Raw genomic sequence first — 24,268 nt, 5'->3', positions numbered from 1 at the left:
GCATGATGTCGACGCCCGGCCTCCTGTCTGCATTCCGCCGCACCGCGCTCGTCCTTGCGCTGGTGACCGGCACGATGCCGGCTTTTGCCCAGGAATCGGCCAACCAGTCGGCCACCCGGATCGCCAGCAATCAAGCTGGCGGCGAGGTGGTGCTTATTCCGAGCCGGGTTATCTATCCCGGCGAGACCATCAACCTGGCTGCCCTGAAACAGGTCACCCTTATCGTCGGCAAGCACAAGCCGGAGGCGGTCGCCACACGGGCCGAGGAACTGGATGGCAAGGTCGCCAAGCGCACCTTGCTGCCCGGCCGCTACATTCCCTCCGCCGCCATCCGCGAGGCCTGGCTGGTCGAACAGGGTGCCTCCGTGCAGATCTTCTTCATCGCCGGCGGCCTGACGATCTCGGCGACCGCCGTGACGCTGCAGCCAGGAGCCGCGGGCGACCTCGTCAAGGTTCGCAACATCGACAGCGGCAAAATCCTGTCCGGCACGGTGATGGCGGATGGAACCATCCAGGTCAGCGCTTCATGATGCGCGGGCTTACCTTGATCCTGGCAGCCGTGCTTGGCCTGCAGCCGGCGCTGGCCGACGGCCTGACGCCGAAGGCCAAGCGCGAGCTCGCCGCCAAGAATGGCGGCGTCTACAACGATCCCGAATATGATCCGGCCACCACCAGCCGCATGTTCCGGGTCTCGACCGGGCCGAGTTCGCTGCCGCCGGGCCAGGTCGCCTCGCGTATCAAGGACATCGCCCAGCTGCAGAGTTCGCGCGACAATCAGCTCGTCGGCTACGGCCTGGTCATCGGCCTTGCCGGATCGGGCGACAGCCTGCGCAACTCGCCATTCACCGAACAGTCGATCCGCGCGATGCTCGAAAACCTCGGCATCGCCACCGAAGGCGGCAGCGCGCGCGCCAAGAATGTCGCCGCCGTCATCGTCACCGCCAACATGCCGCCCTACGTGCAGTCGGGCGCCCGCATCGACATCGACGTCTCCTCGATGGGCGACGCGACCTCGCTTTCCGGCGGCACGCTGATCATGACGCCGCTGAAGGCGGCGGACGGCGAAATCTATGCCGTCGGCCAGGGCTCGGTCATCGTGTCCGGCTTTACCGCGCAAGGACAGGCCGAGCAGCTGACGCAAGGCGTGCCGACCGCCGGCCGCGTGCCCAACGGCGCCATCGTCGAGCGTGCTGTCCAAGCCGAATTCGACGATCAGGCGATCCTGACGCTGCAGCTGCGCAATCCCGATTTCTCGACCGCTATCCGCATCGCGGATGCCATCAACGACTACACCGGCCAGCGCTTCGGCATGCGGGTGGCGGCCGAGCGCGATTCGCGCACCGTCCAGATCAGAAGGCCGAAGGGTGTCTCGGCGGCGCGCTTCTATGCCGAAATCGAGAATTTGGTGGTCGAATCCGACACGCCGGCCCGTGTCGTGATCGACGAGCGCACCGGCACCATCGTCATCGGCAATGACGTCAAGATCTCACGGGTCGCCATCAGCCACGGCACGCTCACCGTGCGCATCACCGAAGCGCCGCGCGTCGTCCAGCCCGAACCCTTCTCCAAGGGCGAGACCGCGATCGAACCGTTCACCGCCATCGACGCCAGCCGGCCCGACGCCCGCGTTGCCGTGCTTGACGGACCCGATCTCCAGACCCTCGTTTCCGGCCTCAACCGCCTCGGCGTCAAGCCGGACGGCATCATCGCCATTCTGCAGGGCATCAAGTCGGCCGGGGCCCTGCAGGCCGACCTGGTTCTGCAATAGGCGATGCCGATGACGCGCTCCTTCCCACGCCACGACAGACACCGCAAAGCCGCGATCCTGCTTGCGACCGCTTTTCTCGCGGCTCTGCCCTTTGCCGGCGGCACCGCGCGCGGCGAGGAGACGGTCCGCCAGGTCCTGCCGGGAGCACAGGTGGCGGCGGCGCCGCAGCAACTGACACGGGAAAAGGCGCCGGACCAAAGCGAGATCGAGCGCTTCTGCTCAAACATCGCCGATGCCGCCCGCGACCGCCGCTATGTCCTGCAGGCGCAGGAACTGAAGCAGCTCCAGGCTGGCATTGACGAGCGCATGAAAGCTCTTGATGCAAAGAAAGCTGAATACGAGACCTGGCTGAAGCGGCGCGAGGTTTTCCTGGCCCGGGCCGAGGACGGCGTCGTCCAGATCTACGCCGGTATGAAACCCGACGCCGCCGCCGAGCGGCTGGCCATCGTCAACGCCGACCTGGCTGCGGCTATATTGATGAAGCTCGATTCACGCAAGGCGAGCGTCATCCTCAACGAAATGGACCAGAAGGCGGCGGCGACGCTCACCGGCATTATGGCCAGCGCAGCCCGAAGGGTAGATCCGTCATGATCCGGAAGATGCTTGTCCTGTGCGCGGTTGCCATGCTGTCCGGTTGCGGAACCAACCTCAAGGAGGTCGGCAGAGAGCCGGCCCTGTCCCCGGTCGGCTCCGGCATCGATGGCGGCAGCACCGGCTCGCTCTATCGATATCCGCAAACGCCGCCAGTGCCGGTCAAGAAATTCTCGTTGTGGGACGACCGCCAGAGCCGGCTGTTCACCGACCCGCGGGCGCTGTCCCAGGGCGACATCCTGACGGTCAAGATCAAGATCAACGATCGCGCCAACTTCAAGAACCAGAACGACAGGAGCCGCACCGCCAATCGCAAGCTCGGTTATGACCTCAGCGCGCAGTGGGACAAGTGGAGCACCGCCGGCAAGGGCGCCGGGGCTCTCAGCTCCACCACCGACACGACGGCTGACGGCGAGATCAAGCGCTCGGAAACGCTTGAACTCAATGTCGCGGCGATCGTCACCGATGTGCTGCCCAACGGCAATCTGATGATCACCGGATCGCAGGAAGTGCGCGTCAATGCCGAGCTCAGGGTGCTGACGCTCGCCGGCATCGTGCGGCCGGCCGATATCGGCGCCGAAAACACCATCCCCTACGAACGCATCGCCGAGGCCCGCATCTCCTACGGCGGACGCGGTCGCATCACCGAGGTCCAGCAACCTGCCTACGGCCAGCAGATCCTCGACCAGGTTCTTCCGTTCTAGGATCGGGGCAGGGCGCCGTGGCAAATATTGAACAGGTTCAGCCGCGCAAGGGTCCCTCCCCTGTCATTCAGGCCGGCATGCTGCTGCTTGTGACGGCGGCCGCCATTGGCGTGGGTTGGATGTCCGGCGGTTATCTCAAGGGCGTCGGCGCACCGGCGTCGGTACCGGTCGCGCCTGAGAACGAAGGTAAGATCATGCAGCCCGCCGCAGCCGAGCAACCAGGCCTGGGCCCGATGCTTGTCGTGCTGGCGCCGATCACCACCAACATCGCCTCGCCTGCCGGCACCTGGATCAGGATGGAGGTGTCCGTCGTCTATGACGCGCCGCAGCCACAGGCAATGTCGGATGACATCCACCAAGATCTCCTGGCCCTGGTGCGCACGTTGAAGATGCATCAGATCGAGGGAGCCAGCGGCTACCAGCACCTGAAGGCCGACCTCGAAGAACGCGCCGCGATCCGCAGCCAGGGTCACGCCAAACAGGTACTCATCAGGACATTGCTGCTCGAATGAGAAAGTTCCTTCTCGCCACCGCCATGATCGCCGCCGCCACCTCCATCGCGGCGGCTCAGCAGCTCGATCTCGGCGGCATCGGCAAGGCTGACGGCACCACCGTCGGCTACATCATCCAGATGTTCGGCCTGCTGACTGTTCTGTCGGTCGCGCCGGGCCTGCTGATCATGGTGACCAGCTTCACCCGCTTCGTCATCGCTTTCTCGATCCTGCGCGCCGGCATCGGCCTGCAGTCGACACCGGCAAACCTCATCCTGATTTCGCTGTCGCTGTTCATGACCTTCTATGTCATGGCGCCGACCTTCGATCAGGCCTGGAACACCGGCGTCAAGCCGCTGATGGACAACCAGATCACCCAGACCGAAGCCTTCGACAAGATTTCCGATCCGTTCCGCACCTTCATGCTGCACAATGTGCGTGACAAGGATTTCGACCTCTTCGCCGATCTCGCCCGCGAGCGCGGCCAGACCGTTTCGCGCGACACCGTCGACCTGCGCATCCTGGTGCCCGCCTTCATGATCTCGGAGATCCGGCGCGGCTTCGAAATCGGCTTCCTGATCGTGCTGCCGTTCCTGGTCATCGACCTGATCGTCGCCACCATCACGATGGCGATGGGCATGATGATGCTGCCGCCCACGGTGGTGTCGCTGCCGTTCAAGATCCTGTTCTTCGTCCTGATCGACGGCTGGAACCTGCTTGTCGGCAGCCTGGTGCGCTCCTTCAACTGACACTGCCGCGCCGGCTCGAAATTCCAGCAATATATTTTCGATTAACCGTCCGGTTTAGCCCTTTGGTAGGGACTTGCCCGCATATTCGCTCGCAGATGGCGGGTGATCGATTTCAGAGATCATTGGCATGATGCCGCACCGTCATACCGGGAGGCCCGGTATGTCAAAAAAACACCTGTAAAAACCAAGGTACGAGTACCATGTCCAGCATCATGACGAACTCCGCCGCGTTGACGGCTCTGCAGAGCCTTAACGCCACCAGCAAATCCCTCCAGGACACCCAGGCCCGCATCTCGACCGGTTATCGCGTCTCGCAGGCCTCGGACAACGCCGCTTACTGGTCGATCGCCACCACGATGCGCTCCGACAACCAGGCAATGTCCACCGTTTCGGACGCTCTCGGCCTCGGCGCCTCGAAGGTCGACACCGCCTATACCGGCATGAACAGCGCGATCTCCACCATCAACCAGATCAAGGCAAAGCTGCTGGCTTCCTACGGCCAGACGGACGCCTCGAAGGAAAAGACCCAGACCGAAATCACCGCTCTTCAGGCGCAGATGAAGTCCTACGCCGACGGCGCCACCTTCTCCGGCACCAACATGCTGTCCGTAGACAGCGGCTCAACAGCCACGACGGCTGCCGATGTGAAGATCCTTTCGGCCTTCAACCGTGACGCGGCCGGCGCATCTTCGATCTCGACCATCGACGTCAAGGTGGAAAGCATCAAGCTCTATGAAGCTGGTACCACCTCGGGCCTCGCGAAGGGCATCCTTGACACGTACCGCCTCGGCAGCGACGGCAGTGTGGCCGCAGCGGTCTCCGGCACGCAGACAGCTCTAGGGGCGGCTGCACTGGCCACCGACACCTATTCGGCCGCCTCGCTTTCCATCTTCTCGGGTGGCACGGCTGCCAGCGATTCGCAGATCAAGCAGATGCTGACCGTCATCGACTCCGCGCTCGCCGATATGACCAACTCGGCCACCACGCTCGGCGCCGCCAAGAGCAGTATCGACCTGCAGAAGACCTTCACCTCGGACCTGATGGACTCCATCGACCGCGGCGTCGGCCAGCTCGTCGATGCCGACATGAACAAGGAATCGACCCGTCTGCAGGCCCTGCAGGTCCAGCAGCAGCTCGGCGTGCAGGCGCTGTCGATCGCCAACGGTTCCTCGCAGTCGATCCTGTCGCTCTTCCGCGGCTGATCGCCTCCGCTCAACCACAGTTCGCACTAGAAATTCGGGCCGCGCCAAAAGCGCGGCCCTATTTGCGTTTGCTCCAGCCCCGCACAATCCTCGATCCTTAACTCTCAAAAGCCAGCTTTTAACAGGCTGTTAACCATGCCGCGCTAGTTATGGTTAACCAATAGCTTACGACAGTTGGCGAATCGGTCCGACCGGCACGATGCCAATCGTTGAACAGGCCCATCCGGCATGTCTGAGCATGTCGGCTTTTGAGAAGGAGCGACTTTCTTGGCGAGCATCATGACCAACGCCTCGGCGTTAACCGCACTTCAAAGCCTCAGCGCCACCAACAAGTCGCTCGAACAGACACAGGCCCGCATATCGACCGGCTATCGGGTCTCGCAGGCTTCGGACAACGCCGCCTATTGGTCGATCGCCACCACCATGCGCTCGGACAATTCGGCCCTGTCGACGGTGCAGGATGCACTCGGCCTCGGCGCCTCGAAAGTCGATGCCGCTTACACCGGCATCACCAACGTGCTGACGACGATCGGCCAGATCAAGACCAAGGTGTTGTCCATGGTCGGCCAGACGGATGCCGCCAAGGCGAAGACCCAGACCGAGATCAAGGCGCTTCAAACGCAGATGAAGTCCTTTGCCGATGCGGCCACCTTCTCCGGCTCGAATTTCCTCGCGGTGACCTCCAAGCAGGTCACGTCCGCCAATGATGGCGTCCAGCCCGACTCGCAGATCGTGTCCTCATTCAATCGCTCTTCATCCGGCGCTGTCTCGATCGGAACGATCAACATCAATGTCGAGGGCACCAAGCTTTTCGACTACGGCCTTGCCGCCGAGGTCAAGAACCAGGGCGTCCTCGATCGCCAGACCTCCATCTATTCCACGGGCGCCGCCCAGACCCTGTATGACAACGCCTATGCTGGCGTGATCGCGGGCGGAGGAACGGATATCGCCGCGAACACTGCCGGCCAGACGGCGGCGGGAGCGGTCACCAAGGTCGATAATATTTCCGCCTACAACCTCGACATCACGGCCCCAGGGGTGACCGACGGCATCATCACCCAGATGGTCACCATGATGGACAAGGTCATGGCCCAGTTGACTGATTCCGCCACCATCATCGGTTCGGCCAAGAGCTCGATCGACCTGCAGAAGACCTTCACACAGAGCCTGATGGACTCCATCGACCGCGGCGTCGGCCAGCTCGTCGACGCCGACATGAACAAGGAATCGACCCGCCTCCAGGCCCTGCAGGTGCAGCAGCAGCTCGGCATCCAGGCACTGTCGATCGCCAACAGCTCCTCGCAGTCGATCCTGTCGCTGTTCAAGAACTAATCGCGGGCGCCACCGGCGCCCTCCTTTCGCATCCCAACTGACGGGCCGCGCCGCAAGCGCGGCCCGATTTCATTTTCGCACAAGCTTCGAAGACTAGAGTTTCGGCGGACAATCATGCTGGGAGTCGTCGAACCGTGCCGGAACAGATCCAGAGCATCATCTCGAATCTCCGCGGGTTTGGCGTGAAGCGCCTCGCCATGCTGGCGGGCATCGCCGTTCTGGTGATGGGCGTCATCGGCATCGCCTCGGTCTATCTCAACCGCCCCGCCTACGACACGCTCTATGTCGGGCTCGACCGCGCCGACGTGAACCAGATCGGCCTGGTGCTCGGCGAAGCCGGTATCGGCTTCGATGTCGGCGCCGACGGAACCTCGGTTCTGGTGCCGGCCGGCACCACCGCCCAGGCGCGCATGCTGCTCGCCGAAAAGGGCCTGCCGACCAGCGCCAATGCCGGCTACGAACTGTTCGACAATGTCGGCTCGCTCGGCCTCACTTCGTTCATGCAGCAGATCACCCGCGTACGCGCGCTGGAAGGCGAGATCGCCCGCACCATCCAGTCGATATCGGGCATCAAGGCGGCGCGCGTCCACATCGTCATGTCCGAACGCGCCAATTTCCGCCGCGACGAGCAGCAGCCCTCGGCCTCCGTGGTCATCCGCTACGCCGGCATCGACGCCGAGAAGAGCGCCATGTCGATCCGCCATCTCGTCGCCGCCGCCGTCCCCGGCCTGTCGGCCGACAAGGTGACGGTGCTCGATTCCAGCGGCAATCTGCTGGCCGCAGGCGATGATCCTTCCAACACCAGCGCCGCCCGCACGCTCGGCGTCGAGCAGACCGTCGAGGCGCAGATCGGAGACAACATCCGCCGTGCGCTGACGGCCTATCTCGGCCCCGACAATTTCCGCGCCAGCGTCAAGGCCGAGGTCAACACCGACACCCGCCAGACGGAAGAGACAATCTTCGATCCGAATTCCCGCGTCGAGCGCTCGGTGCAGTCGGTGCGCGCCAACGAGAACAACAACCAGAAGCAGGCTTCCACTCCGGCCAGCGTCGAGCAGAACCTGCCCGAGACCCAGGCAACCGCCACCGATGGCCCGCAATCCTCCTCGCAGAACGACCGCAGGGAAGAGATCACCAACTACGAGATCAATTCCAAGAAGATCGCCACCGTCTCCAACGGCTACACCGTCACCAAGATGTCGATTGCCGTGGTCGTCAACCAGCAGCGGCTGACGACCATCCTCGGCAAGGATGCCACACCGGAGCAGATCGCCAAGCGCGTCGCCGAGATCCAGAAGATGGTCACATCCGCCACCGGCCTGGATGAAAAGCGCGGCGACATCATCGACGTCTCGGCGGTCGAGTTCATCGATGGCCTGGATGGCGAGGCGATCCCGCAGGCGGGAATGCTCGATTCGATCGGCCAGCATGCCGGCACGATGATCAATGCAGGTGCCTTCATCGTCGTGGTGTTCCTGGTGGCCTTCTTCGGCCTGAGGCCGATGGCCGCGGCGCTGACGGCAAAGGCTGCTCCAGCCCTGGCAGGTCCCAGCTTCGACGACGTCCAGCGCTCGCTGCCGACGCCGGAGGCAATGGCGGCCACCGACAATGCCGCGGTTGGCGCCTTGCCAGGCACACGCCCAGGCCCCACTCCGCTCGACGATCTTCGCCAGAAGATCCGGCCGGCGCCGCAGGACCGGCTTGCCAGGATGGTCGACCTCAACGAGGAGCGCACCGCGCAGATCCTGCGCAAATGGGCTTCCCAGGAAGTGGCGGTGTAAACCATGCCTTCCGTAGCCCTCTTCGACCTTCTGCCTGATTTCGGCACGCGCGCGCAGCGTGCCGGCCAGCCCCGGGCAGCAGTCGATCCCGAACACAAGCCCGAGACGCCGGCGCCACAAGCCGATATCGGCACGCTGATCGCCGAGGCGGTTGCCCAGGCGGAGGCAGCGCTGGAGGGCCGCCTGGCGGCTGCGCATGACGCCGCGCTCGAAGCCGAACGCCAGGCCAGTGCTGAGGAAGCAAGGATATTTCTCGAAAGCCTTGGCGACGATGTCGGCAAGGCGGTCTCGTTGCACATCGATGCGATGGAGGCGCGCGTGACCGGACTTGTCGCCGGCACGGTCGCCCGCATCATCGGCGGCATCGTCAGCGACGATCTGCAGAAACGTTCGATCGATGCGTTGGCAGACGCCGTCCGCGAAGCGGTTGGCGACGCCGAGGCTGTGCGCATCGTCGTGCGCGGCCCGCTCTCGATGTTCGAAACACTGAAGGCATCGCTCGGACCCCGCGCCGCCAATCTCGATTTTGTCGAGGCGCCAGGCTTCGACCTGACCGTGGCTATCGACGAGGCGGTGTTCGAAACGCGCATGGCCGAATGGTCGACGACCCTCTCGGAGGTCCTGGCATGAGCGTCGCCAACGCCGATCAGGGCCGCCACGAGATCATCATCGTGCGGCGCAGTCATGACGACCATGACGAGGCCCACCATGGCGGCGTCTGGAAGATCGCCTTCGCCGACTTCATGACGGCCATGATGTGCTTCTTCCTGGTCATGTGGCTGATCAACGCCGCCAACGAGCAGACCAAGGCAGCCGTCGCCAGCTACTTCAACCCGGTCAAGCTGGTCGACCGCAATTCGAGCCGCAAGGGCCTGGAGGATCTCGGCGACGGCCCGCGCGCCATGGGACTGACGGCCGACGATCCGCAAGAGGCGACCAGCAAAGCCGGACAGAACGGCAATGCCGGCGCGGGCGCGTCGGAGCGCAAGCAGGACAAGCAGGAGCCACAGCAGGCGGAACACTCCGACGACCATCTCTTCGCCGACCCCTACGCGGTGCTTTCGGAAATCGCCACAGATACCGGCGTCATGCAGAATGTCAGCCAGAAAGGCGATGGCGGCGTGCAGGCTGCCGGCCCGGCTACCGGCGCCTCCGGTGGCGCCTCCTACCGCGATCCTTTCGAGCCGGATTTCTGGTCGCAGCAGGTCGCGGCGCCCGGCGCCGAGGCCAGCGCCCAGCGCACCAAGATCGAGGGCGATCCGGCCAAGCCCGGCGACAAGACCGCCGAAACGCAGGTGCTCAAAGTCAAAGCCGTGCCGCCTGTCGCGGCACCGCTCGAACCACTGGCAAAGGACGCGACCAGTAAACAGGCCGCGAACCCTGCCACGGCATTGGCCGGCGAGACCAAACCGGACGGCACCAAGGCCGCGGTAGCGAAGGCTGAGCCTGAGGCGCAAAAGGCCGTCCAGCCCGACATCGGGGAGAAGGCGCCAACCGCTGCTGCCGTGAAGGCAGCGGCCGACGTCAAGCGGCAGTTGGCCGATGCTTTCAAGCCTGGCGACAAGCTGCACGACGGCGTCTCGGTCGAAGCCACCGACAAGGGCGTCGTCATCTCGATCACCGATCAGCTCGACTTCGGCATGTTCGAGGTCGGCTCGGCGTTGCCGAGACGCGAACTGGTGCTGGCAATGGAGAAGATCGGCCGCATCGTCAACAGCCAGAAGGGCACCATCAGCATCAACGGCCACACCGATGCCCGGCCGTTCCGCAGCGACAGCTACGACAATTGGCGGCTGTCGACGGCGCGCGCGCATTCCGCGTACTACATGCTCGTGCGCGGCGGCGTCGACGAACGCCGCATCACCGAGGTCGCCGGTTTCGCGGACCGCCAGCCGAAAATAGCAGCCGATCCATTGGCGGCCGCGAACCGCCGCATCGAGATCCTGATGGCGACCGGCGGATGAAGCGAGCGGCCGTCACCCGCCGGTTGATTGGCCTGTTGCTGCTGGCCGGCGGACACCCGTCCACTGGTTTCGCCCAGGAGGCCCTGCAGCCGTATCAGCTGGTGCGCTCGCTGCAACTCATCCAGGACCGCATAGCCGCCGGCGATCATGCCGCCCTGCCGATGCAGGCCAAGCTGCTCGAGATGACGGATGCGCGCCTGCGCGCGGCGAATGCCGAGGACTACAAGGATCCCAAGAATTTTCGGGCCCTGCTTGTCTACGGCATGAGCGGCGGCAACCCGGTGACCGTCGAAGCAGCCACGTCGCGCGCTACGGCGGACCCGCAAAGCCTTGCCATCGCCAAAGGCGTGATTGAGTACCTCAACGGCCGGCCCGGCAAGGCTATCGAAGCCTTGAGGCCGATCGATCCCATGGCGCTGCCTCCGGATCTCGGCGCCTTCCTCGCTTTGGTCAAAGGCTCGCTGCTTGCCGGCGATCAACCGGCGACCGCACTCGGTCTGCTCGACGAGGCAAGATTGCTCAGCCCCGGCACGCTGGTCGAGGAGGCGGCACTTCGCCGTTCGGTCGGCCTTGCAGTCGCGCAAGGCGACGCGGCACGTTTCGCCCTTGCTTCCACCCAGTATGTCGAGCGCTACCTCTATTCGCCCTATGCCAGCCAGTTCGCGGACTCCTTTGTCTCCGGCGTCATCGCGCTGCACATGTCGATCAGCCAGGACAAGCTGGGCGACATCACCTCGATGATGGATCCCGAGCGCGAGAAGGTGATCTATCTGCGCATCGCCCGCCGTGCCGCGATAGACGGCCTGAACGACCTTTCGGCCTTCGCTTCGGCGCGGGCCGAGCAGGGCCGTGACGGCAACACCAATCAGGACGATCCACGCGCCCTGCTCTATGCCAGCCTTTCCACCGTCACCTCTGGCACAATCGAGGACATTCGTGCCAAGCTCGGCAAGATCGATCGCAGCCGGCTGTCGGAGGGCGACCGCGCCTTGCTCGACGCCGCTCAGGCCATTGCCGGCGAGGTCGTCGCGCCGCCCACCGCCCTTCCGGCGGAAAAGCCTGCCCCTGTCGCGGCCGAGCAACCTCCGGCTCCCGAGATCGCCACGCCGCAAAACGCCGATGACAGTGGCTTGCCACCGGTCGAAGGCGCCATCTCGGAGCAACCCGCCGCCACCGCGGCCTCCGGCGGATCGGCCGCCAATGCGCCGGACACGGCGGCAGTTGCAGCCACCTCCGCCGAGCCTGCGACCGTCGTGCCGGCGTCGGCACCTTCGCCCGCCGCCGGTCCAGAGCCCGCCGATCCGACCGACGCCGCCATGACCAGAACACGTCGACAGCTCGACCTGATCGACCAGATGCTTGGAGCCGCCCCCAAATGACCACCAGCCTCGGCTCGGCCTTGCCAGGATTTGCCTCCACGCGCGCGACGTCGGAGCAGCCGGCCGCGAACGGCAGAAACGATGACGCCGGCTTCGGCAAAATGCTGCGCGACGATGCCCGCCCGGAACGGCAGGCGTCGACAGAGGCGGGATCGCGCGACCGGCGCTGGAGCAAGCTCGCTGCCGGCCTCGCCGGGCATGGCGCCAAGGTCGAACCGGCATCGGCCGAGCCCGGAAGGACCACCTCGGCCAAAGGCGCAAGCGTGAAAACCGGCAAGGACGATTTGGAAGCAAAGGCGCATAAGGCCGACGCCGAACAGACGGCGTCGGATACCGCGCCGCTTCAGGACGACCTGCCGCTGCTGATCGCGTTTCATGACCTGCGGCATTTCTCGACAGCGGCCAAGGCAGCGGGGGGCAATGCGGCCACCGGCGAGATTCCGTCGGACCCGGCGCTCGGCGGACAGGCTGCACTGCCAAAGACCTACCGCTCAAAATCGTCGGGCGGACGCGAAGCACTCGAAACCGTGTCGAAGGCGGAGCAGGCGTCGACCGTCGACGGACCTTTGACGGCGCTTGACGGTCAGTCGCCGAGCGCTGCCTCCAGCGCGCCAAAACGCGACGTCACAGCGGCGGCCCAGAAGCTGTCGGACGCGCCGGCTGCCGATGTGCCCGGCGTGCCGTCGAAGCCCACCACGAATGCGATGAGGAGCATCGAGGATGTGCGGTCCTCGATGCGTCCCGAAGCGGGAAAACAGTCCCTGTCCGCCGCGCGCATCGACGTGGTGTCGGAACGGAGCTTCCCCGCGCCGCCGCAGGGTCCCATCAGCCAGGCGGCCCTCAATGTGATCAACGCCATAGCCGCCGACGCCGGGCCGCAAAAGGCGCTTTCAGCCTCACCCACGACCACCCATCTGGCCAGCTCTGTTGCCGTTCCGACACATGTGTTGAAGATCGAACTTCACCCTGCCGAACTCGGCATGGTGACGGCCAATCTTCGCCTCTCCGGGGAACAACTTTCGATTGAGCTGAAGCCTGAAACACACGATGCCTATCGTCGGCTGTCCGCCGACAGCGAGGCCATCGTCAAGTCGCTGCGACGGCTCGGCTTCGAGGTTGACAAGGTCACGATACTGCAACCTTCGGTAGCAGTTCCCGCTGCAACCCGGACGGATGCAACCGCTCCGTTGGCGGCGGCAACAGGCCGCGATCCAGCACCCTTTCAACCGGGGAATTCGGGCGGCGGCAATGGTGGAGCCGGCGGCCAGCAACCGGGTCAGCAATCCTCAGGGAACCGCAACGATGACGCGCAGGACTACGGCCGCGGCACTTCGCCTTCTCGCGAGCGCGCTGGCGGCGATATCTTTATCTAGCGCGGTAACAGCTGCCGCAGCCACGACCAACCCTTGCGAGCCGGAAATCCTGCGCGCCGCCGACCGCTATGGCGTTCCCCCCGGCATCCTTTATGCCGTTGGCCTGACGGAGACCGGCAACAAGGGCAGCCTTCAACCCAACGCTTTGAATATAGAGGGAAAAGCAGTCTTTCCCAGAAGCCGGACCGAGGCCCTTGCCGCCTTCGCCAATGCCCGGCGCGAGGGCAAGACCCTGATCGATCTGGGCTGCATGCAGATCAACCACCACTACCACGCATCGCATTTTCGCAGCGTCGAGGACATGCTCGACCCACGTCAGAACGTCGACTATGCGGCGCGCTTCCTGGCCAGTCTTCATGCCCGTCACGAGACCTGGTCGATGGCCGTGGCCCGCTATCATGCCGGCCCCGACAATGACCCGGCGCAGAAGATCTATGTCTGCCGTGTCATTGCCAACATGGTCGCCACCGGCTTTGGAAAATGGACCGCGAACGCCCGCGGATTCTGCAACCCATAAGCGCATTTCCCATTACTGATAGACCTACCACACAACCCCGAATTGTTGTTCTGGCCTGGCCAAAACTTGGCGCCGAATGCGTATCTGGCTGCACGCTAATGCAACCGATACGATTCCAGACTCCCAAGAAACTAGCTACAAGAAATGACGGTTGTTCAGGATTCTCGCCAGCGGATAGGCCTCTCTTCACGGGGCAAATGATTTGATTCGGAAGGCGGGGCCGATGATTGTGATCGTTGACGAGCGCGAGCTCGTAACAGAGGGATACAATTCACTTTTCGATCGTGAGGGCATCGCCTGTGCAGGCTTTGCATCCGGCGAATTCGGTGAGTGGGTGAATTCGGCCGCCGACACCGATCTGCGCTCGGTCAGGGCCTTCCTCATCGGCGATTGCCGCGAAGGTTCCATCTCTCCGCGCCAGATCCGCGACCGCACCGGGGCCCCGGTGATTGCGCTGAGCGAACAGCATTCGCTGGAGAACACGCTGCGGTTGTTCGAGAGCGGCGTCGATGACGTCATTCGCAAGCCCGTCCATATCCGTGAGATCCTGGCCCGCATCACCGCGATCCGCCGCCGCGCCCAGGAAGACGTCGCCTACACCGAGATCGGCGCCATGCGCATCTTCATGGACGGCCGCGACCCCGAGATCGACGGTCAGCCCCTCCCCCTGCCGCGCCGCGAGCGCCGCATCCTCGAATATCTGGCGAGCAATCGCGGGCGCCGGGTCACCAAGACCCAGGTCTTCAACGCCATCTACGGCATCTTCGACGAAGAGGTCGAGGAGAACGTGGTGGAAAGCCACATCAGCAAACTGCGCAAGAAGCTGCGCGAGAAGCTGGGCACCGACCCGATCGATTCCAAGCGTTTCCTCGGCTACCGGCTCGTCTTCTGATGCAGCGCCGCGCCAGCCTCGCGCAAGAAAACATGCGTAGCCTCGCAGCCAGCAGCATGGACACAGCGGAGACGTTTCGATGAGCCTCTATGGAATGATGCGGACCGGCGTTTCCGGCATGAACGCGCAGGCAAACCGCCTGTCGACGGTCGCCGACAACATCGCCAATTCAGATACCACGGGTTACAAGCGGTCCTCCGCCGAATTTTCGACGCTGGTCATGCCGTCGACCGGCGGCGCCTACAATTCCGGCGGCGTCACCACGACGATCCGTCAGGCGGTCAGCGATCCGGGCGTGCTTCAGTACACGACCTCGGTTTCCGACCTTGCCGTCAGCGGCGATGGCTTCTTTGTCGTTCAGGATCCGAGCGGTACCCCCTATCTGACCCGAGCCGGCGCTTTCGTTCCCGACGGTCAGGGCAGGCTTGTCAACTCGGCCGGCTTCCAGCTGATGGCCTACAGTTACGAGAACGGCGTACCGGCAGCGACGGTCAACGGCTTCGAGGGATTGGTCCCGGTTGTCATCTCCGACCAGGGCATGACCGCAACGCCGAGCACCGAGGGCAGCTTTGCCGGCAACCTGCCGGCGGGTGCGACCCCGGTCGCGACCGCCAACCTGCCCGCCGCCAACGCTGCGACCGCGCAATACACGTCGAAATCCTCCATGGTCGCCTACGACAATCTCGGCAACAAGAAGCTGCTCGACGTCTATTTCACCAACACCGGCGCCGGCACCTGGCAGGTGGCGGTCTTCGATCAGTCGAAGGCCACCGCTGGAACATCGTTCCCCTACACCGCCGGCGGCTTGCTGGGCTCGGCCAACCTGACCTTCGACACCACCACCGGCAAGCTCACCGGCACGCCCACCAACGTTTCATTTACCGTGCCGAACGGCGCCACCCTCAATCTCGATCTGTCGGCGCTGACCCAGCTTGGCACCGGCTTCACGGTTTCCGACGCCCAGGTCAACGGCAACGCACCGAGCACCATCGACAAGGTCCAGATCAGCAAGGACGGCACCATCTACGCCCAGTACAAGGACGGCTCGACCAAGCCGCTCTACAAGATCCCGCTGGCCGACGTACAGAGCCCGGACCAGCTCAAGGCGCTGCCTGGCAACGTCTATTCGCAAGGCACCGAGTCCGGCGCGGTTCGTGTCGGCTTTGCCAATGAAGGCAAGCTCGGCTCCATCATCTCCGGCGCGCTCGAGAATTCCAACGTCGATATCGCCGAAGAACTGACCAACATGATCGCGGCACAGCGCAGCTACACCGCCAATTCGAAAGTCTTCCAGACCGGTTCCGATCTGATGGACGTCCTTGTCAACCTGAAGAGATAAGACGGGCGTCGCCCGCGAAAGACCCGCATGTCACTGTCTACCGCATTGAGTATCGCCCAGTCGGCGCTTATGAACACCGCGCGACAGACCAGCGTTGTCTCGCGCAATGTCGCCGACGCCTCCAACCCGGACTATTCGCGGCGCCAGGCCGTCGTCACCAGCACGGCGCCGGGTGCGCGCTCGGTCGATATCCAGCGCGCAGCCAACGAGCTTCTGTTTCGCCAGAATCTCGCCGCGCTATCGGCCTGGAGCGGCCAGAACGCTCTCTACAACGGCATGGATCAGTTGGGTGTTGCGGTCAATGGCGTCGACAATGCGTCCTCGCCCTCGACTGCGATCGCCAACCTGCAGCAGGCGCTGCAGCTCTACGCCACCTCGCCGTCGAATCAGAACCTCGGCGCCTCCGTCATCGACGCCGCCAAACAGGTCGTGCGCTCGCTCAATGAGGGCTCCAAGGCAGTCCAGGATTTCCGCACCCAGACCGACGGTCAGATTGCCACCGCCGTCGACGACCTGAACTCGCTGCTCGGCCAATTCCAGGATGCCAACACGGCCGTCATGTCCGGAACCCGTTCCGGCACCGACGTTTCCGATGCGCTCGACCAGCGCGATGCGCTTTTGAAGAAGATTTCGAACTATGTCCCGGTGTCGACCTTCACGCGAGGCGACAATGACATGGTCATCACCACCGGCGACGGCACGACCTTGTTCGAGACGATACCGCGCACGGTCACCTTCGCGGCGTCGGCAGGCTATACCGCGGGTGCCGCCGGCAATGCCGTCTACATCGACAATGTGCCGATCTCGGCGGGAGCCGGTGGCAACACCAGCGCCAGCGGCACGCTTGCCGGCCTGCTGCAATTGCGCGACGGCGTCGCCTCGACCATGCAGAGCCAGCTCGACGAGACCGCGCGTGGCCTGATCACAGCCTTTGCCGAGACCGCACCCTCGATGGCCAACGCCGCCGGCCTGTTCACCTGGTCTGGTGCGCCGGCCGTGCCGGCGGCCGGCACGCTGGTCAACGGCCTTGCCGCGTCCATCAGCGTCAATGCAGCGATGGACCCGGGCACCGGCGGCAACCCGATGCTGCTGCGCGACGGCGGAGCCAACGGTGCGGCCTACGTCGCCAACACGGGCGGTGGCGCATCCTATTCCACCCTTCTGGTTGCCTATGGCGACCGGCTCGACCAGCCGATGACTTTCGACCCCGCCGCCGGGGTTTCGGCAACGTCCAGCGTGTCCGACTACGCCGCCAGTTCGATCGGCTGGTTCGAGGGCGTGCGCCAGCAGGCTTCGACCGCCTCCGACGCCAAGGAAGCACTGGCGTCGCGCAGCGCCGAGGCGCTGTCCAACGCGACCGGGGTCAATGTCGACCAGGAAATGTCGCTGCTGCTCGACCTCGAACACACCTACCAGGCATCGGCCCGGATGATGAAAACCGTCGACGACATGATGACGGCCTTGCTCAACGCGGTGGGATAATTCCATGACTTCAGTCTCCTCGGCCGCAATCTCCAATGCCATGCGCTCCCAGCAGATGCGCATGCAGGCCGAACTCGTCAAAGCCACGAAAGAATCCTCGACGGGCAGGGTCGCCGACGTCGGCCTGGCTCTCGGCGGGCGCACCACCCAGGCCGTCACTTTCCAGCGCGATCTTGACCGGCTCAACGTCATCATCGATTCCAACGGCCTGGTCGGCGCCCGGCTCTCCTCGACGCAGACCTCGCTTGGTCAACTCTCGACCGCCGCTCAGACGTTCCTGTCCGCCCTGACCACCGCCTCCTCAAGCGACTCGTCCAACAGCCTCACCCAATCCTCCGGCAAGGCGACCATCCAGCAGCTGACCTCGATCCTCAACACCAGCGTCAATGGCGAATACCTGTTCGCCGGCACCAACACCGACGTCAAGCCAATCAACGACTTCACAGCTGCCGGCTCCCCCGCCAAGGCGGCATTCGACGCCGCTTTCGTCGCCAATTTCGGCTTCACCCAGGATGATCCGCTCGCGGCCGACATCACGGCTGCCCAGATGGACGATTTCATCACCAATGATGTCGCCCCGCAGTTCACGGGCGCTGGTTGGCAGGGCAACTGGTCGAACGCCACCGACCAGCAGATCGTCAGCCGCATCGCACTCAACGAAACCACACCGACGTCGACCAGCGCCAACAGCGCCGGCATCCAGAAGCTCGCAATGGCGGCAGCCATGGTCAGCAGCCTGATGTCCAGCAACATCAGCCAGGCGGCGAAGAATACGGTTGTCAGCCGCTCCACCACATTGGTTGGCGAAGCGCTGAGCGGCATTGGCCAGCTTCAATCCGAGACCGGCATCGTCCAGAAGCGGGTTTCCGATGCCAACGATCGGATGAAAACGCAGGTCGACCTTTTCGAACGGCACATTCTCGACCTGGAAGCCGTCGATCCGGCCGAAGCCGCGACACGGGTCGCGGATCTGACACAGCACATCGAAACGTCTTTCGCGTTGACCGCACGCCTGCAGCAGCTCAGCCTGTTGAATTACCTGACCTGACAACGCTTAACGGAACGGTAGAGCCCCAACGATGTACCAATTCTCTTACGCCGACATCCAGAGCAACTCCGTTGCCGACGCGAAGGACCGCGAGCGCGAGCTTCTGACCCGCTCGATCGACATGCTGGCGGCGGCAGCAGTGGCCGGCCACGGTTCGATGGAGGCGATAGAGGCGCTTCACTTCACCAACCGCGTCTGGACCGCCTTCGTCGAGGATCTTGGCTCCAGCGACAACGCCCTGCCAAAGGAACTGCGCGCCAACCTCATTTCCATCGGCCTGTGGCTGCTGCGCGAGGCGGAGGACATCCGTCAGGGCCGCACCAACAATTTCGAAGGGCTGATCGAGGTGTCCCAGATCATCAGGGACGGCATTCAATGACCAACACGCTGAAGATATCGCTGAAGCCGAACGAAAAGATCTACATCAACGGCGCCGTCATCCGGGTCGACCGCAAGGTCACCGTCGAATTGATGAACGACGTCCAGTTCCTGCTCGAAAACCACGTGATCCAGGCCGAAGATGCCTCGACACCGCTCAAGCAGCTTTATTTCATCCTGCAGGTCATGCTGATGAACCCGGCCGGTGCCGCCGCCGCACGCGAGATGTTCCGTCGTTCGCTGCCGCTGCTTCTGGCAAGCTTCGAGGACGGCCAGATCTGCAGCGCGCTGAAACAGATCGACCGCATGGTCGGCGAGGACCATATCTACGAAGCGCTGAAGGCGATCCGCGCACTTTATCCGCTCGAACGCCGCGCGCTGGGTGGCAATGACGATATTTCGGGTGCCGAGCGCCCGTTGGCTGTGGGAGCACGATACTGATGAACGTGGACATGACGACGACGATTCCAACCGGCGCCAATCAGGCCACCGCGTCCACCTCGAAGACAGCAGTCGACTACCAGTCCTTCCTGAAGCTTCTGATCGCCGAGATGAAGAACCAGGATCCGACCAAGCCGATGGATTCGACGCAGTATGTCGCCCAGCTCGCCACCTTCTCGCAGGTCGAGCAATCGGTGCAGACCAACACCAAGCTCAATCAGATCATGCAGTCCTCGGCGCTGTCGCAGGCCGACGCACTGATCGGGCGCTCGATAACCTCCGCCGACGGCCTGACGACGGGCACCGTGGCTTCGGTGCGCCTCGCCAGCAACGGTCTCATCGCCGTGCTGCAGAACGGCACCGAAGTCGCGGTCGGTCCGGGAGTTTCGGTCAAGGCGGCAAGCTGACGCTTTCGACAGAGAGCCAGTCCCATGAATGAGGCCGACGCTCTCGACATCGTCCAGTACGCGGTATGGACGGTGCTCGTCGCGTCCGCTCCGGTGGTGCTGGTCGCCATGGTGGTCGGCATCGGCATCGCCCTCATCCAGGCGCTGACCCAGGTGCAGGAAATCACCTTGACCTTCGTGCCGAAGATCGTCGCCATCATGCTGGTGGTGGCGCTGACCGGCCCCTTCATCGGCAGCCAGATATCGGCCTTCACCAACGTCATCTTCGAGCGCATCCAGAACGGGTTCTAACCTGTTTTGGGAAGGCGTGCCGCGGCATGTCGTCGTAATTGTCCGAAGACAGACGCCGCCGATCCCCGCGGCGCCTCCGCACGCACGGCAGACAAGGCCTGGACCGCCTCTATCCCATTGTTGGACCATGAGCTTTTTTGCCCTTTGCGGCGCCATGCCCTACTTTCGGCAAACGGTCTGCGCAAACGGATTGTCTGACGGGCAGGCACGACATGGCAGGAATCCCAAATGATTGACGAAAAGCCGGACAGCGAGAGCGTCTCGGCGCTGGCGCCCTTCCGGCACGGCATTTTCCGCGCCGTGTGGGGCGCAAGTCTCGTCTCGAATTTCGGTGGCCTGATCCAGGGTGTCGGCGCCGCCTGGATGATGACCACGATCGCCACCTCGCCCTATCAGGTGGCCCTTGTCCAGGCTTCGACCACCTTGCCGATCATGCTGTTTGCGTTGGTCGCCGGCGCCATCGCCGACAGTTTCGACCGGCGCAAGGTGATGCTGGTCGCCCAGACCTTCATGCTGGTGGTGTCGGTGCTTCTGACCCTGTTCACCTATTCGGGCCTGATCACGCCATGGACGCTGCTTGCCTTCACCTTTCTGATCGACAGCGGCACCGCGCTCAACAGCCCATCATGGCAAGCCTCCGTCGGCGATATCGTTCCCCGCAACAAGGTGCCGGCGGCCGTCGCCCTCAATTCGATGGGCTTTAACCTGACGCGCAGCGTCGGTCCGGCGATCGGCGGCATCATCGTCGCCGCCGCCGGTGCGGCAGCCGCCTTCGCGGCGAACGCGGTGAGCTATATCGGCCTGATCGTCGTGCTGGCGCGCTGGAAGCCGAACGTGCCGGTATCGACCTTGCCGCGCGAGTCGCTGGGGGCCGCCATGGGCGCCGGCCTGCGCTATGTCGCCATGTCGCCCAACATCGGCAAGGTGCTGGTCAGGGGTGCTGCGTTCGGCTTCAGTGCAGGCGCTGTGCTTGCGTTGCTGCCTCTGGTGGCGCGCGATGTCGTCAAGGGCGATGCGCTGACCTATGGCATCATGCTCGGCGCCTTCGGCATAGGCGCGGTCGGCGGCGCCTTGATCAGCGTCAGGCTGCGGCAGTTGCTCTCCAGCGAGACGATGGTGCGCTGTGCGTTCGCCGGCTTCGCCGTCTGCGCCTTCAATGCCGCCGTCAGCCAGCATGCCTGGCAGACATCGCTCGGCCTGCTTGTCGGCGGTGCCTGCTGGGTGATCGCGCTTTCGCATTTCAACGTCACGGTGCAGATGGCGACGCCGCGCTGGGTGGTCGGCCGGGTGCTGTCGGTCTACCAGACCGCGACCTTCGGCGGCATCGCGCTCGGCAGCTGGATCTGGGGCGTCGTCGCCGACGCGCATGGCGCCGAAACCGCGCTGATCGCCGCCAGCATCGCCATGCTGGCCGGCGGCGCCATCGGTCTTTTGCTCCCGCTGCCGCAACAGCAGGTGCTCAACCTCGACCCGCTCAATCGCTTCAAGGAACCGCATTTGGCGCTTGACCTGAAGCCGCGCAGTGGTCCCATCGCCATCATGATCGAATATGTGATCCGCCACGAGGACGAACCGGAGTTCCTCGCCATCATGGCCGAACGCGGCCGCATCCGCCGCCGTGACGGCGCCCGCAACTGGACGCTGGCGCGCGATCTCGAGAATCCCACCGTATGGATCGAGCATTATCACACGCCGACCTGGATCGAGTATATCAGGCACAATGGACGCATCACCCATGCCGACGCCGTCATCGGCGAACGCGTGCGGGCCCTGCACAGCGGCGACGAACCGCCCCGCGTACGACGCATGATCGAGCGCCCGACCACCGCCGGCACGGCGCTTGTGATGGCCAAGGGGCCGATCGAGCATTAAGCCCGTAACCCCTTTTGCCCGCTTACCCCTCGCCCGACAGGTCCCGGCGCGCCTTGTCGAGTTCCTCGGCATAGCGCCGCATCAAATGGCCTTCGGTCAACAGGCCCAGCACGATGTGGTCGGTGAAATCTTCGACCACGGCGAGTTCTTCCGCGCCCGCCCGCTGGAATGTTTCCGCGGCGGCCTGCACGTTCATGCTCGGCACCAGCACCGCGTCCTTGTATTTGGCGAGATCGCGCACCGGCACCTCGCCATCGGACGGATCGCTGTGCAGTTCGGCCACGATCAGCACGCCGACATAGTGGTCGCCCGCATCGACGGCGATGAGGCGCTGGGCAGAGCCGAGCGGCACCTCCTTGCGGAAGGCTGCCAGCGTCGTCGAGGCATAGATGGTCTTGATGTCCTTGCGCATCATCGAGCCGACTGTGAGGCTGCGCATCCAGCCGACATCGTGGGCGCTGCGGATGGTCTCGCCGCGCAGATGGAAGCGCCATGTCGAGAACGAGTAGCCGAAGGTTTCGCGCACCAGGATGGCCGACATGATCGAGGCGGCCAGCACGACGCCGGTCAGCGTCAGGTCGCGGGTCGATTCCAGCGCCAGGAAGGTCATCGTCAGCGGACCGCCGACGACACCGACGGCGAGCGACGTCATGCCGACGACGGCGGCGACGGCAGGGTCGATGCCGGTTGCCGGAGAAATAACAAGCATCACATCCGCGAACGCCTTGCCGAGCAGCGCGCCGAGGAACAGCGAGGCAAAGAACAGTCCGCCGCGAAAACCCGACCCCAGCGAGACCGCCGACGCCGCCAGCTTGAGCACGAAGACGCTGGCCACCACGGCCAGCCCGTAATTCATCGAGAATTCGCGATGCAGCGCGCCATGGCCGCTGGACAGCACTTGCGGCGTGATCAGCCCCAACAAGCCAACGATGACGCCGCCAATGACGGGGCGCAGCGACGCATCGATCGACAGCCTGGCGAAACCGCGCTCGATCAGCGTCACCAGATGCATGATGGCGATCGAGGCGGCACCGCCGAGCAGCCCGAGCAGCAGGAACGGCACATACTGGCTGGCGGTGAGCGCCGGCAGACCCGAAAGCTCGAGCGGGAAAGGCACCCCGCCGAACATTTCAGCGGTCAGCGAGGCTGAGATCGCGGCGGTCATGACAGGCGCGACATTGGCGACCGAGTAGATGCCGATGACCAATTCGAAGCCGTAGAAGGCGCCGGTCAGCGGTGCATCGAAGGCAGCGGCGATGGCGCCGGCCGCACCACAGCCGACCAGGATACGGACATCGTTGCGGCGCAGCCTGAAGATGCCCGCCAGCCGCGATGCCAGCCCGGAGCCAACCTGCGTGTAGCCGGCTTCCAGCCCGACCGAGGCGCCAAAACCGCTGGAGATCATCGTCTGGCCGGCGATGATGAAGGTGTCGGTCAGCGACATGCGCCCGCCATAGAGCGCATTGGCTTCGATCGGGTCGATCGGTGTGCGGAATTTCCGTATCCGGAGCCAGACCACCGTCAGCCCCAGCAGTATGCCGCCGATCGCCGGTATCAGCGCCTGCATCGGATTGGCGAGCGAAAACATGCCGGAAAGCCGGCCGCCTGGCTGAACGCCGAACAGCAGCCCGTGCAGGTCCTGCACGATTTGGCTCATCGCCGTGACCAATATGCCAGCCATTACGCCTACGACACCGGCGAGGATGACCACCACGATGCCGCGTGCCTCGAGCAGGGGCAACGACCTGATCAGCACCGCGCGCAGCCGGCGGGCATAGACTTCGCTGTGGTTTCTGGAAAGCACCGAGGCGGCTCGCCGATATCGAAAGGCAGTGGAAAGCCAGCCTGATACGCCCGGCGGCACGGCATGGCAACCACAATGCCGACAGACACCATGTTGGCGACAGCGCGATATCGATCGGCCGATGGACCGTTCAGGTCGGCATGGGCTCGCCGGCTTCATAGAGTACGAGGTTGCGCTCGCCTATGCCGAGCGCCGGCCAGCTCGCACGCCAGTCCGCAATGTGCGGCGAGCGGAAGTGCGCGTCGAGCGCTGCCCTGTCGCTCCAGACTTCCGTGACCCGGATGAGCCCGGCATCGAAAACATCCTGCGCATAGGAATATTGGATGCAGCCGACCTCGGCGCGGCTGCCTGAAACCATGCGTTCCATTGCGGGCTTGGCTTCTTCAAATTTGTTTGGCGGCAAGCGGATGGTGCCGATGATCAGAAGCATGGGTTTCCCTTTCCTGGCGAGGCTAGCCGACAC

General features: G+C 64.1%; 25 protein-coding genes. 23 read left to right on the top strand and 2 right to left on the bottom strand.

What is annotated here, in order from left to right; all coding sequences use genetic code 11:
• Positions 1-2: 2 nt before the first annotated feature.
• The 23 genes from flgA to AC0NIL_RS10055 all read left to right on the top strand — a co-directional run bounded on the left by flgA (position 3) and on the right by AC0NIL_RS10055 (position 22,001).
• Entirely contained in the window at positions 3-530 is a 528-nt protein-coding gene (gene flgA, locus AC0NIL_RS10165; protein WP_063168917.1) for a flagellar basal body P-ring formation chaperone FlgA, read from the top strand.
• Positions 527-1,768: a flagellar basal body P-ring protein FlgI gene (locus AC0NIL_RS10160; protein WP_013529793.1), complete on the top strand. Its 1,242-nt coding sequence runs from the start codon at positions 527-529 to the stop codon at positions 1,766-1,768. The genes flgA and AC0NIL_RS10160 overlap by 4 nt, the downstream gene beginning before the upstream one ends.
• Positions 1,769-1,777: 9 nt before the next feature.
• On the top strand, positions 1,778-2,359 hold the full coding sequence (locus tag AC0NIL_RS10155; protein WP_013529792.1) for a MotE family protein: 582 nt from the start codon (positions 1,778-1,780) through the stop codon (positions 2,357-2,359).
• Positions 2,356-3,063, top strand: a complete 708-nt coding sequence (flgH, locus tag AC0NIL_RS10150; RefSeq protein ID WP_027161433.1) for a flagellar basal body L-ring protein FlgH — start codon at positions 2,356-2,358, stop codon at positions 3,061-3,063. The genes AC0NIL_RS10155 and flgH overlap by 4 nt, the downstream gene beginning before the upstream one ends.
• A gap of 17 nt (positions 3,064-3,080) precedes the next feature.
• Entirely contained in the window at positions 3,081-3,575 is a 495-nt protein-coding gene (locus tag AC0NIL_RS10145; RefSeq protein WP_013529790.1) for a flagellar basal body-associated FliL family protein, read from the top strand.
• The gene (gene fliP / locus AC0NIL_RS10140; RefSeq protein WP_013529789.1) at positions 3,572-4,303 is read left to right on the top strand and encodes a flagellar type III secretion system pore protein FliP; all 732 of its coding nucleotides are present in this window, start codon (positions 3,572-3,574) and stop codon (positions 4,301-4,303) included. The genes AC0NIL_RS10145 and fliP overlap by 4 nt, the downstream gene beginning before the upstream one ends.
• A 200-nt stretch (positions 4,304-4,503) precedes the next feature.
• On the top strand, positions 4,504-5,505 hold the full coding sequence (locus AC0NIL_RS10135; RefSeq protein WP_013529788.1) for a flagellin N-terminal helical domain-containing protein: 1,002 nt from the start codon (positions 4,504-4,506) through the stop codon (positions 5,503-5,505).
• A 267-nt stretch (positions 5,506-5,772) separates the two neighbouring features.
• Complete coding sequence (locus AC0NIL_RS10130) at positions 5,773-6,837, top strand: flagellin N-terminal helical domain-containing protein (protein WP_024502691.1); 1,065 nt, start codon at positions 5,773-5,775, stop codon at positions 6,835-6,837.
• Between the two features lie 134 nt (positions 6,838-6,971).
• Positions 6,972-8,618, top strand: a complete 1,647-nt coding sequence (gene fliF / locus AC0NIL_RS10125) for a flagellar basal-body MS-ring/collar protein FliF (RefSeq protein WP_013529786.1) — start codon at positions 6,972-6,974, stop codon at positions 8,616-8,618.
• A gap of 3 nt (positions 8,619-8,621) precedes the next feature.
• Positions 8,622-9,248: a hypothetical protein gene (locus AC0NIL_RS10120; protein ID WP_013529785.1), complete on the top strand. Its 627-nt coding sequence runs from the start codon at positions 8,622-8,624 to the stop codon at positions 9,246-9,248.
• On the top strand, positions 9,245-10,582 hold the full coding sequence (locus tag AC0NIL_RS10115) for a MotB family protein (RefSeq protein ID WP_013529784.1): 1,338 nt from the start codon (positions 9,245-9,247) through the stop codon (positions 10,580-10,582). Before AC0NIL_RS10120 ends, AC0NIL_RS10115 begins: the two co-directional genes overlap by 4 nt.
• The gene (locus tag AC0NIL_RS10110) at positions 10,579-11,961 is read left to right on the top strand and encodes a hypothetical protein (RefSeq protein ID WP_063173017.1); all 1,383 of its coding nucleotides are present in this window, start codon (positions 10,579-10,581) and stop codon (positions 11,959-11,961) included. Before AC0NIL_RS10115 ends, AC0NIL_RS10110 begins: the two co-directional genes overlap by 4 nt.
• Positions 11,958-13,334, top strand: coding sequence for a flagellar hook-length control protein FliK (fliK, locus tag AC0NIL_RS10105; protein ID WP_275954451.1), 1,377 nt, complete (start codon positions 11,958-11,960; stop codon positions 13,332-13,334). The genes AC0NIL_RS10110 and fliK overlap by 4 nt, the downstream gene beginning before the upstream one ends.
• Entirely contained in the window at positions 13,264-13,851 is a 588-nt protein-coding gene (locus AC0NIL_RS10100; protein ID WP_275954452.1) for a transglycosylase SLT domain-containing protein, read from the top strand. The genes fliK and AC0NIL_RS10100 overlap by 71 nt, the downstream gene beginning before the upstream one ends.
• A gap of 223 nt (positions 13,852-14,074) precedes the next feature.
• Positions 14,075-14,743, top strand: a complete 669-nt coding sequence (locus tag AC0NIL_RS10095; protein WP_013529780.1) for a response regulator transcription factor — start codon at positions 14,075-14,077, stop codon at positions 14,741-14,743.
• A 79-nt stretch (positions 14,744-14,822) separates the two neighbouring features.
• The gene (locus AC0NIL_RS10090; protein ID WP_013529779.1) at positions 14,823-16,082 is read left to right on the top strand and encodes a flagellar hook protein FlgE; all 1,260 of its coding nucleotides are present in this window, start codon (positions 14,823-14,825) and stop codon (positions 16,080-16,082) included.
• Positions 16,083-16,109: 27 nt separating this feature from the next.
• Positions 16,110-17,564 (top strand): flagellar hook-associated protein FlgK, encoded by a 1,455-nt coding sequence (gene flgK, locus AC0NIL_RS10085; protein ID WP_063173019.1) that lies wholly within the window; start codon positions 16,110-16,112, stop codon positions 17,562-17,564.
• Between the two features lie 4 nt (positions 17,565-17,568).
• On the top strand, positions 17,569-18,612 hold the full coding sequence (locus tag AC0NIL_RS10080; protein ID WP_013529777.1) for a flagellar hook-associated family protein: 1,044 nt from the start codon (positions 17,569-17,571) through the stop codon (positions 18,610-18,612).
• Between the two features lie 31 nt (positions 18,613-18,643).
• Complete coding sequence (gene flaF, locus AC0NIL_RS10075) at positions 18,644-18,991, top strand: flagellar biosynthesis regulator FlaF (RefSeq protein ID WP_013529776.1); 348 nt, start codon at positions 18,644-18,646, stop codon at positions 18,989-18,991.
• Entirely contained in the window at positions 18,988-19,431 is a 444-nt protein-coding gene (flbT, locus tag AC0NIL_RS10070; protein WP_064995636.1) for a flagellar biosynthesis repressor FlbT, read from the top strand. The genes flaF and flbT overlap by 4 nt, the downstream gene beginning before the upstream one ends.
• On the top strand, positions 19,431-19,838 hold the full coding sequence (flgD, locus tag AC0NIL_RS10065) for a flagellar hook assembly protein FlgD (RefSeq protein ID WP_013529774.1): 408 nt from the start codon (positions 19,431-19,433) through the stop codon (positions 19,836-19,838). The genes flbT and flgD overlap by 1 nt, the downstream gene beginning before the upstream one ends.
• Positions 19,839-19,862: 24 nt before the next feature.
• On the top strand, positions 19,863-20,129 hold the full coding sequence (gene fliQ, locus AC0NIL_RS10060) for a flagellar biosynthesis protein FliQ (RefSeq protein WP_013529773.1): 267 nt from the start codon (positions 19,863-19,865) through the stop codon (positions 20,127-20,129).
• 228 nt (positions 20,130-20,357) lie between these two features.
• The gene (locus AC0NIL_RS10055; RefSeq protein ID WP_063168926.1) at positions 20,358-22,001 is read left to right on the top strand and encodes an MFS transporter; all 1,644 of its coding nucleotides are present in this window, start codon (positions 20,358-20,360) and stop codon (positions 21,999-22,001) included.
• A 22-nt stretch (positions 22,002-22,023) separates the two neighbouring features.
• Here the strand turns inward: AC0NIL_RS10055 and AC0NIL_RS10050 are convergent, their stop codons facing one another.
• Positions 22,024-23,805, bottom strand: coding sequence for a chloride channel protein (locus tag AC0NIL_RS10050; RefSeq protein ID WP_473572496.1), 1,782 nt, complete (start codon positions 23,803-23,805; stop codon positions 22,024-22,026).
• A gap of 130 nt (positions 23,806-23,935) precedes the next feature.
• Positions 23,936-24,235 carry a putative quinol monooxygenase gene (locus AC0NIL_RS10045; protein ID WP_473572498.1) on the bottom strand — a complete coding sequence of 100 codons (300 nt, stop codon included), beginning with the start codon at positions 24,233-24,235 and terminating at the stop codon, positions 23,936-23,938.
• Between the last annotated feature and the right edge of the window lie 33 nt (positions 24,236-24,268).

Source organism: Mesorhizobium sp. WSM1343, from assembly GCF_055901535.1.
The sequence above is the reverse complement of the archived record's forward strand: the minus strand, read 5'-3'. Positions and strand labels throughout refer to the sequence as shown.

Bases quoted from the DNA above. Each gene is read 5' to 3' on its own strand.
- flgA (WP_063168917.1), top strand. From the start codon at position 3: ATGATGTCGACGCCCGGCCTCCTGTCTGCATTCCGCCGCACCGCGCTC.
- AC0NIL_RS10160 (WP_013529793.1), top strand. From the start codon at position 527: ATGATGCGCGGGCTTACCTTGATCCTGGCAGCCGTGCTTGGCCTGCAG.
- AC0NIL_RS10155 (WP_013529792.1), top strand. From the start codon at position 1,778: ATGACGCGCTCCTTCCCACGCCACGACAGACACCGCAAAGCCGCGATC.
- flgH (WP_027161433.1), top strand. From the start codon at position 2,356: ATGATCCGGAAGATGCTTGTCCTGTGCGCGGTTGCCATGCTGTCCGGT.
- fliP (WP_013529789.1), top strand. From the start codon at position 3,572: ATGAGAAAGTTCCTTCTCGCCACCGCCATGATCGCCGCCGCCACCTCC.
- AC0NIL_RS10135 (WP_013529788.1), top strand. From the start codon at position 4,504: ATGTCCAGCATCATGACGAACTCCGCCGCGTTGACGGCTCTGCAGAGC.
- AC0NIL_RS10120 (WP_013529785.1), top strand. From the start codon at position 8,622: ATGCCTTCCGTAGCCCTCTTCGACCTTCTGCCTGATTTCGGCACGCGC.
- AC0NIL_RS10115 (WP_013529784.1), top strand. From the start codon at position 9,245: ATGAGCGTCGCCAACGCCGATCAGGGCCGCCACGAGATCATCATCGTG.
- AC0NIL_RS10110 (WP_063173017.1), top strand. From the start codon at position 10,579: ATGAAGCGAGCGGCCGTCACCCGCCGGTTGATTGGCCTGTTGCTGCTG.
- fliK (WP_275954451.1), top strand. From the start codon at position 11,958: ATGACCACCAGCCTCGGCTCGGCCTTGCCAGGATTTGCCTCCACGCGC.
- AC0NIL_RS10100 (WP_275954452.1), top strand. From the start codon at position 13,264: ATGACGCGCAGGACTACGGCCGCGGCACTTCGCCTTCTCGCGAGCGCG.
- AC0NIL_RS10095 (WP_013529780.1), top strand. From the start codon at position 14,075: ATGATTGTGATCGTTGACGAGCGCGAGCTCGTAACAGAGGGATACAAT.
- AC0NIL_RS10090 (WP_013529779.1), top strand. From the start codon at position 14,823: ATGAGCCTCTATGGAATGATGCGGACCGGCGTTTCCGGCATGAACGCG.
- flgK (WP_063173019.1), top strand. From the start codon at position 16,110: ATGTCACTGTCTACCGCATTGAGTATCGCCCAGTCGGCGCTTATGAAC.
- AC0NIL_RS10080 (WP_013529777.1), top strand. From the start codon at position 17,569: ATGACTTCAGTCTCCTCGGCCGCAATCTCCAATGCCATGCGCTCCCAG.
- flaF (WP_013529776.1), top strand. From the start codon at position 18,644: ATGTACCAATTCTCTTACGCCGACATCCAGAGCAACTCCGTTGCCGAC.
- flbT (WP_064995636.1), top strand. From the start codon at position 18,988: ATGACCAACACGCTGAAGATATCGCTGAAGCCGAACGAAAAGATCTAC.
- flgD (WP_013529774.1), top strand. From the start codon at position 19,431: ATGAACGTGGACATGACGACGACGATTCCAACCGGCGCCAATCAGGCC.
- fliQ (WP_013529773.1), top strand. From the start codon at position 19,863: ATGAATGAGGCCGACGCTCTCGACATCGTCCAGTACGCGGTATGGACG.
- AC0NIL_RS10055 (WP_063168926.1), top strand. From the start codon at position 20,358: ATGATTGACGAAAAGCCGGACAGCGAGAGCGTCTCGGCGCTGGCGCCC.
- AC0NIL_RS10045 (WP_473572498.1), bottom strand. From the start codon at position 24,235: ATGCTTCTGATCATCGGCACCATCCGCTTGCCGCCAAACAAATTTGAA.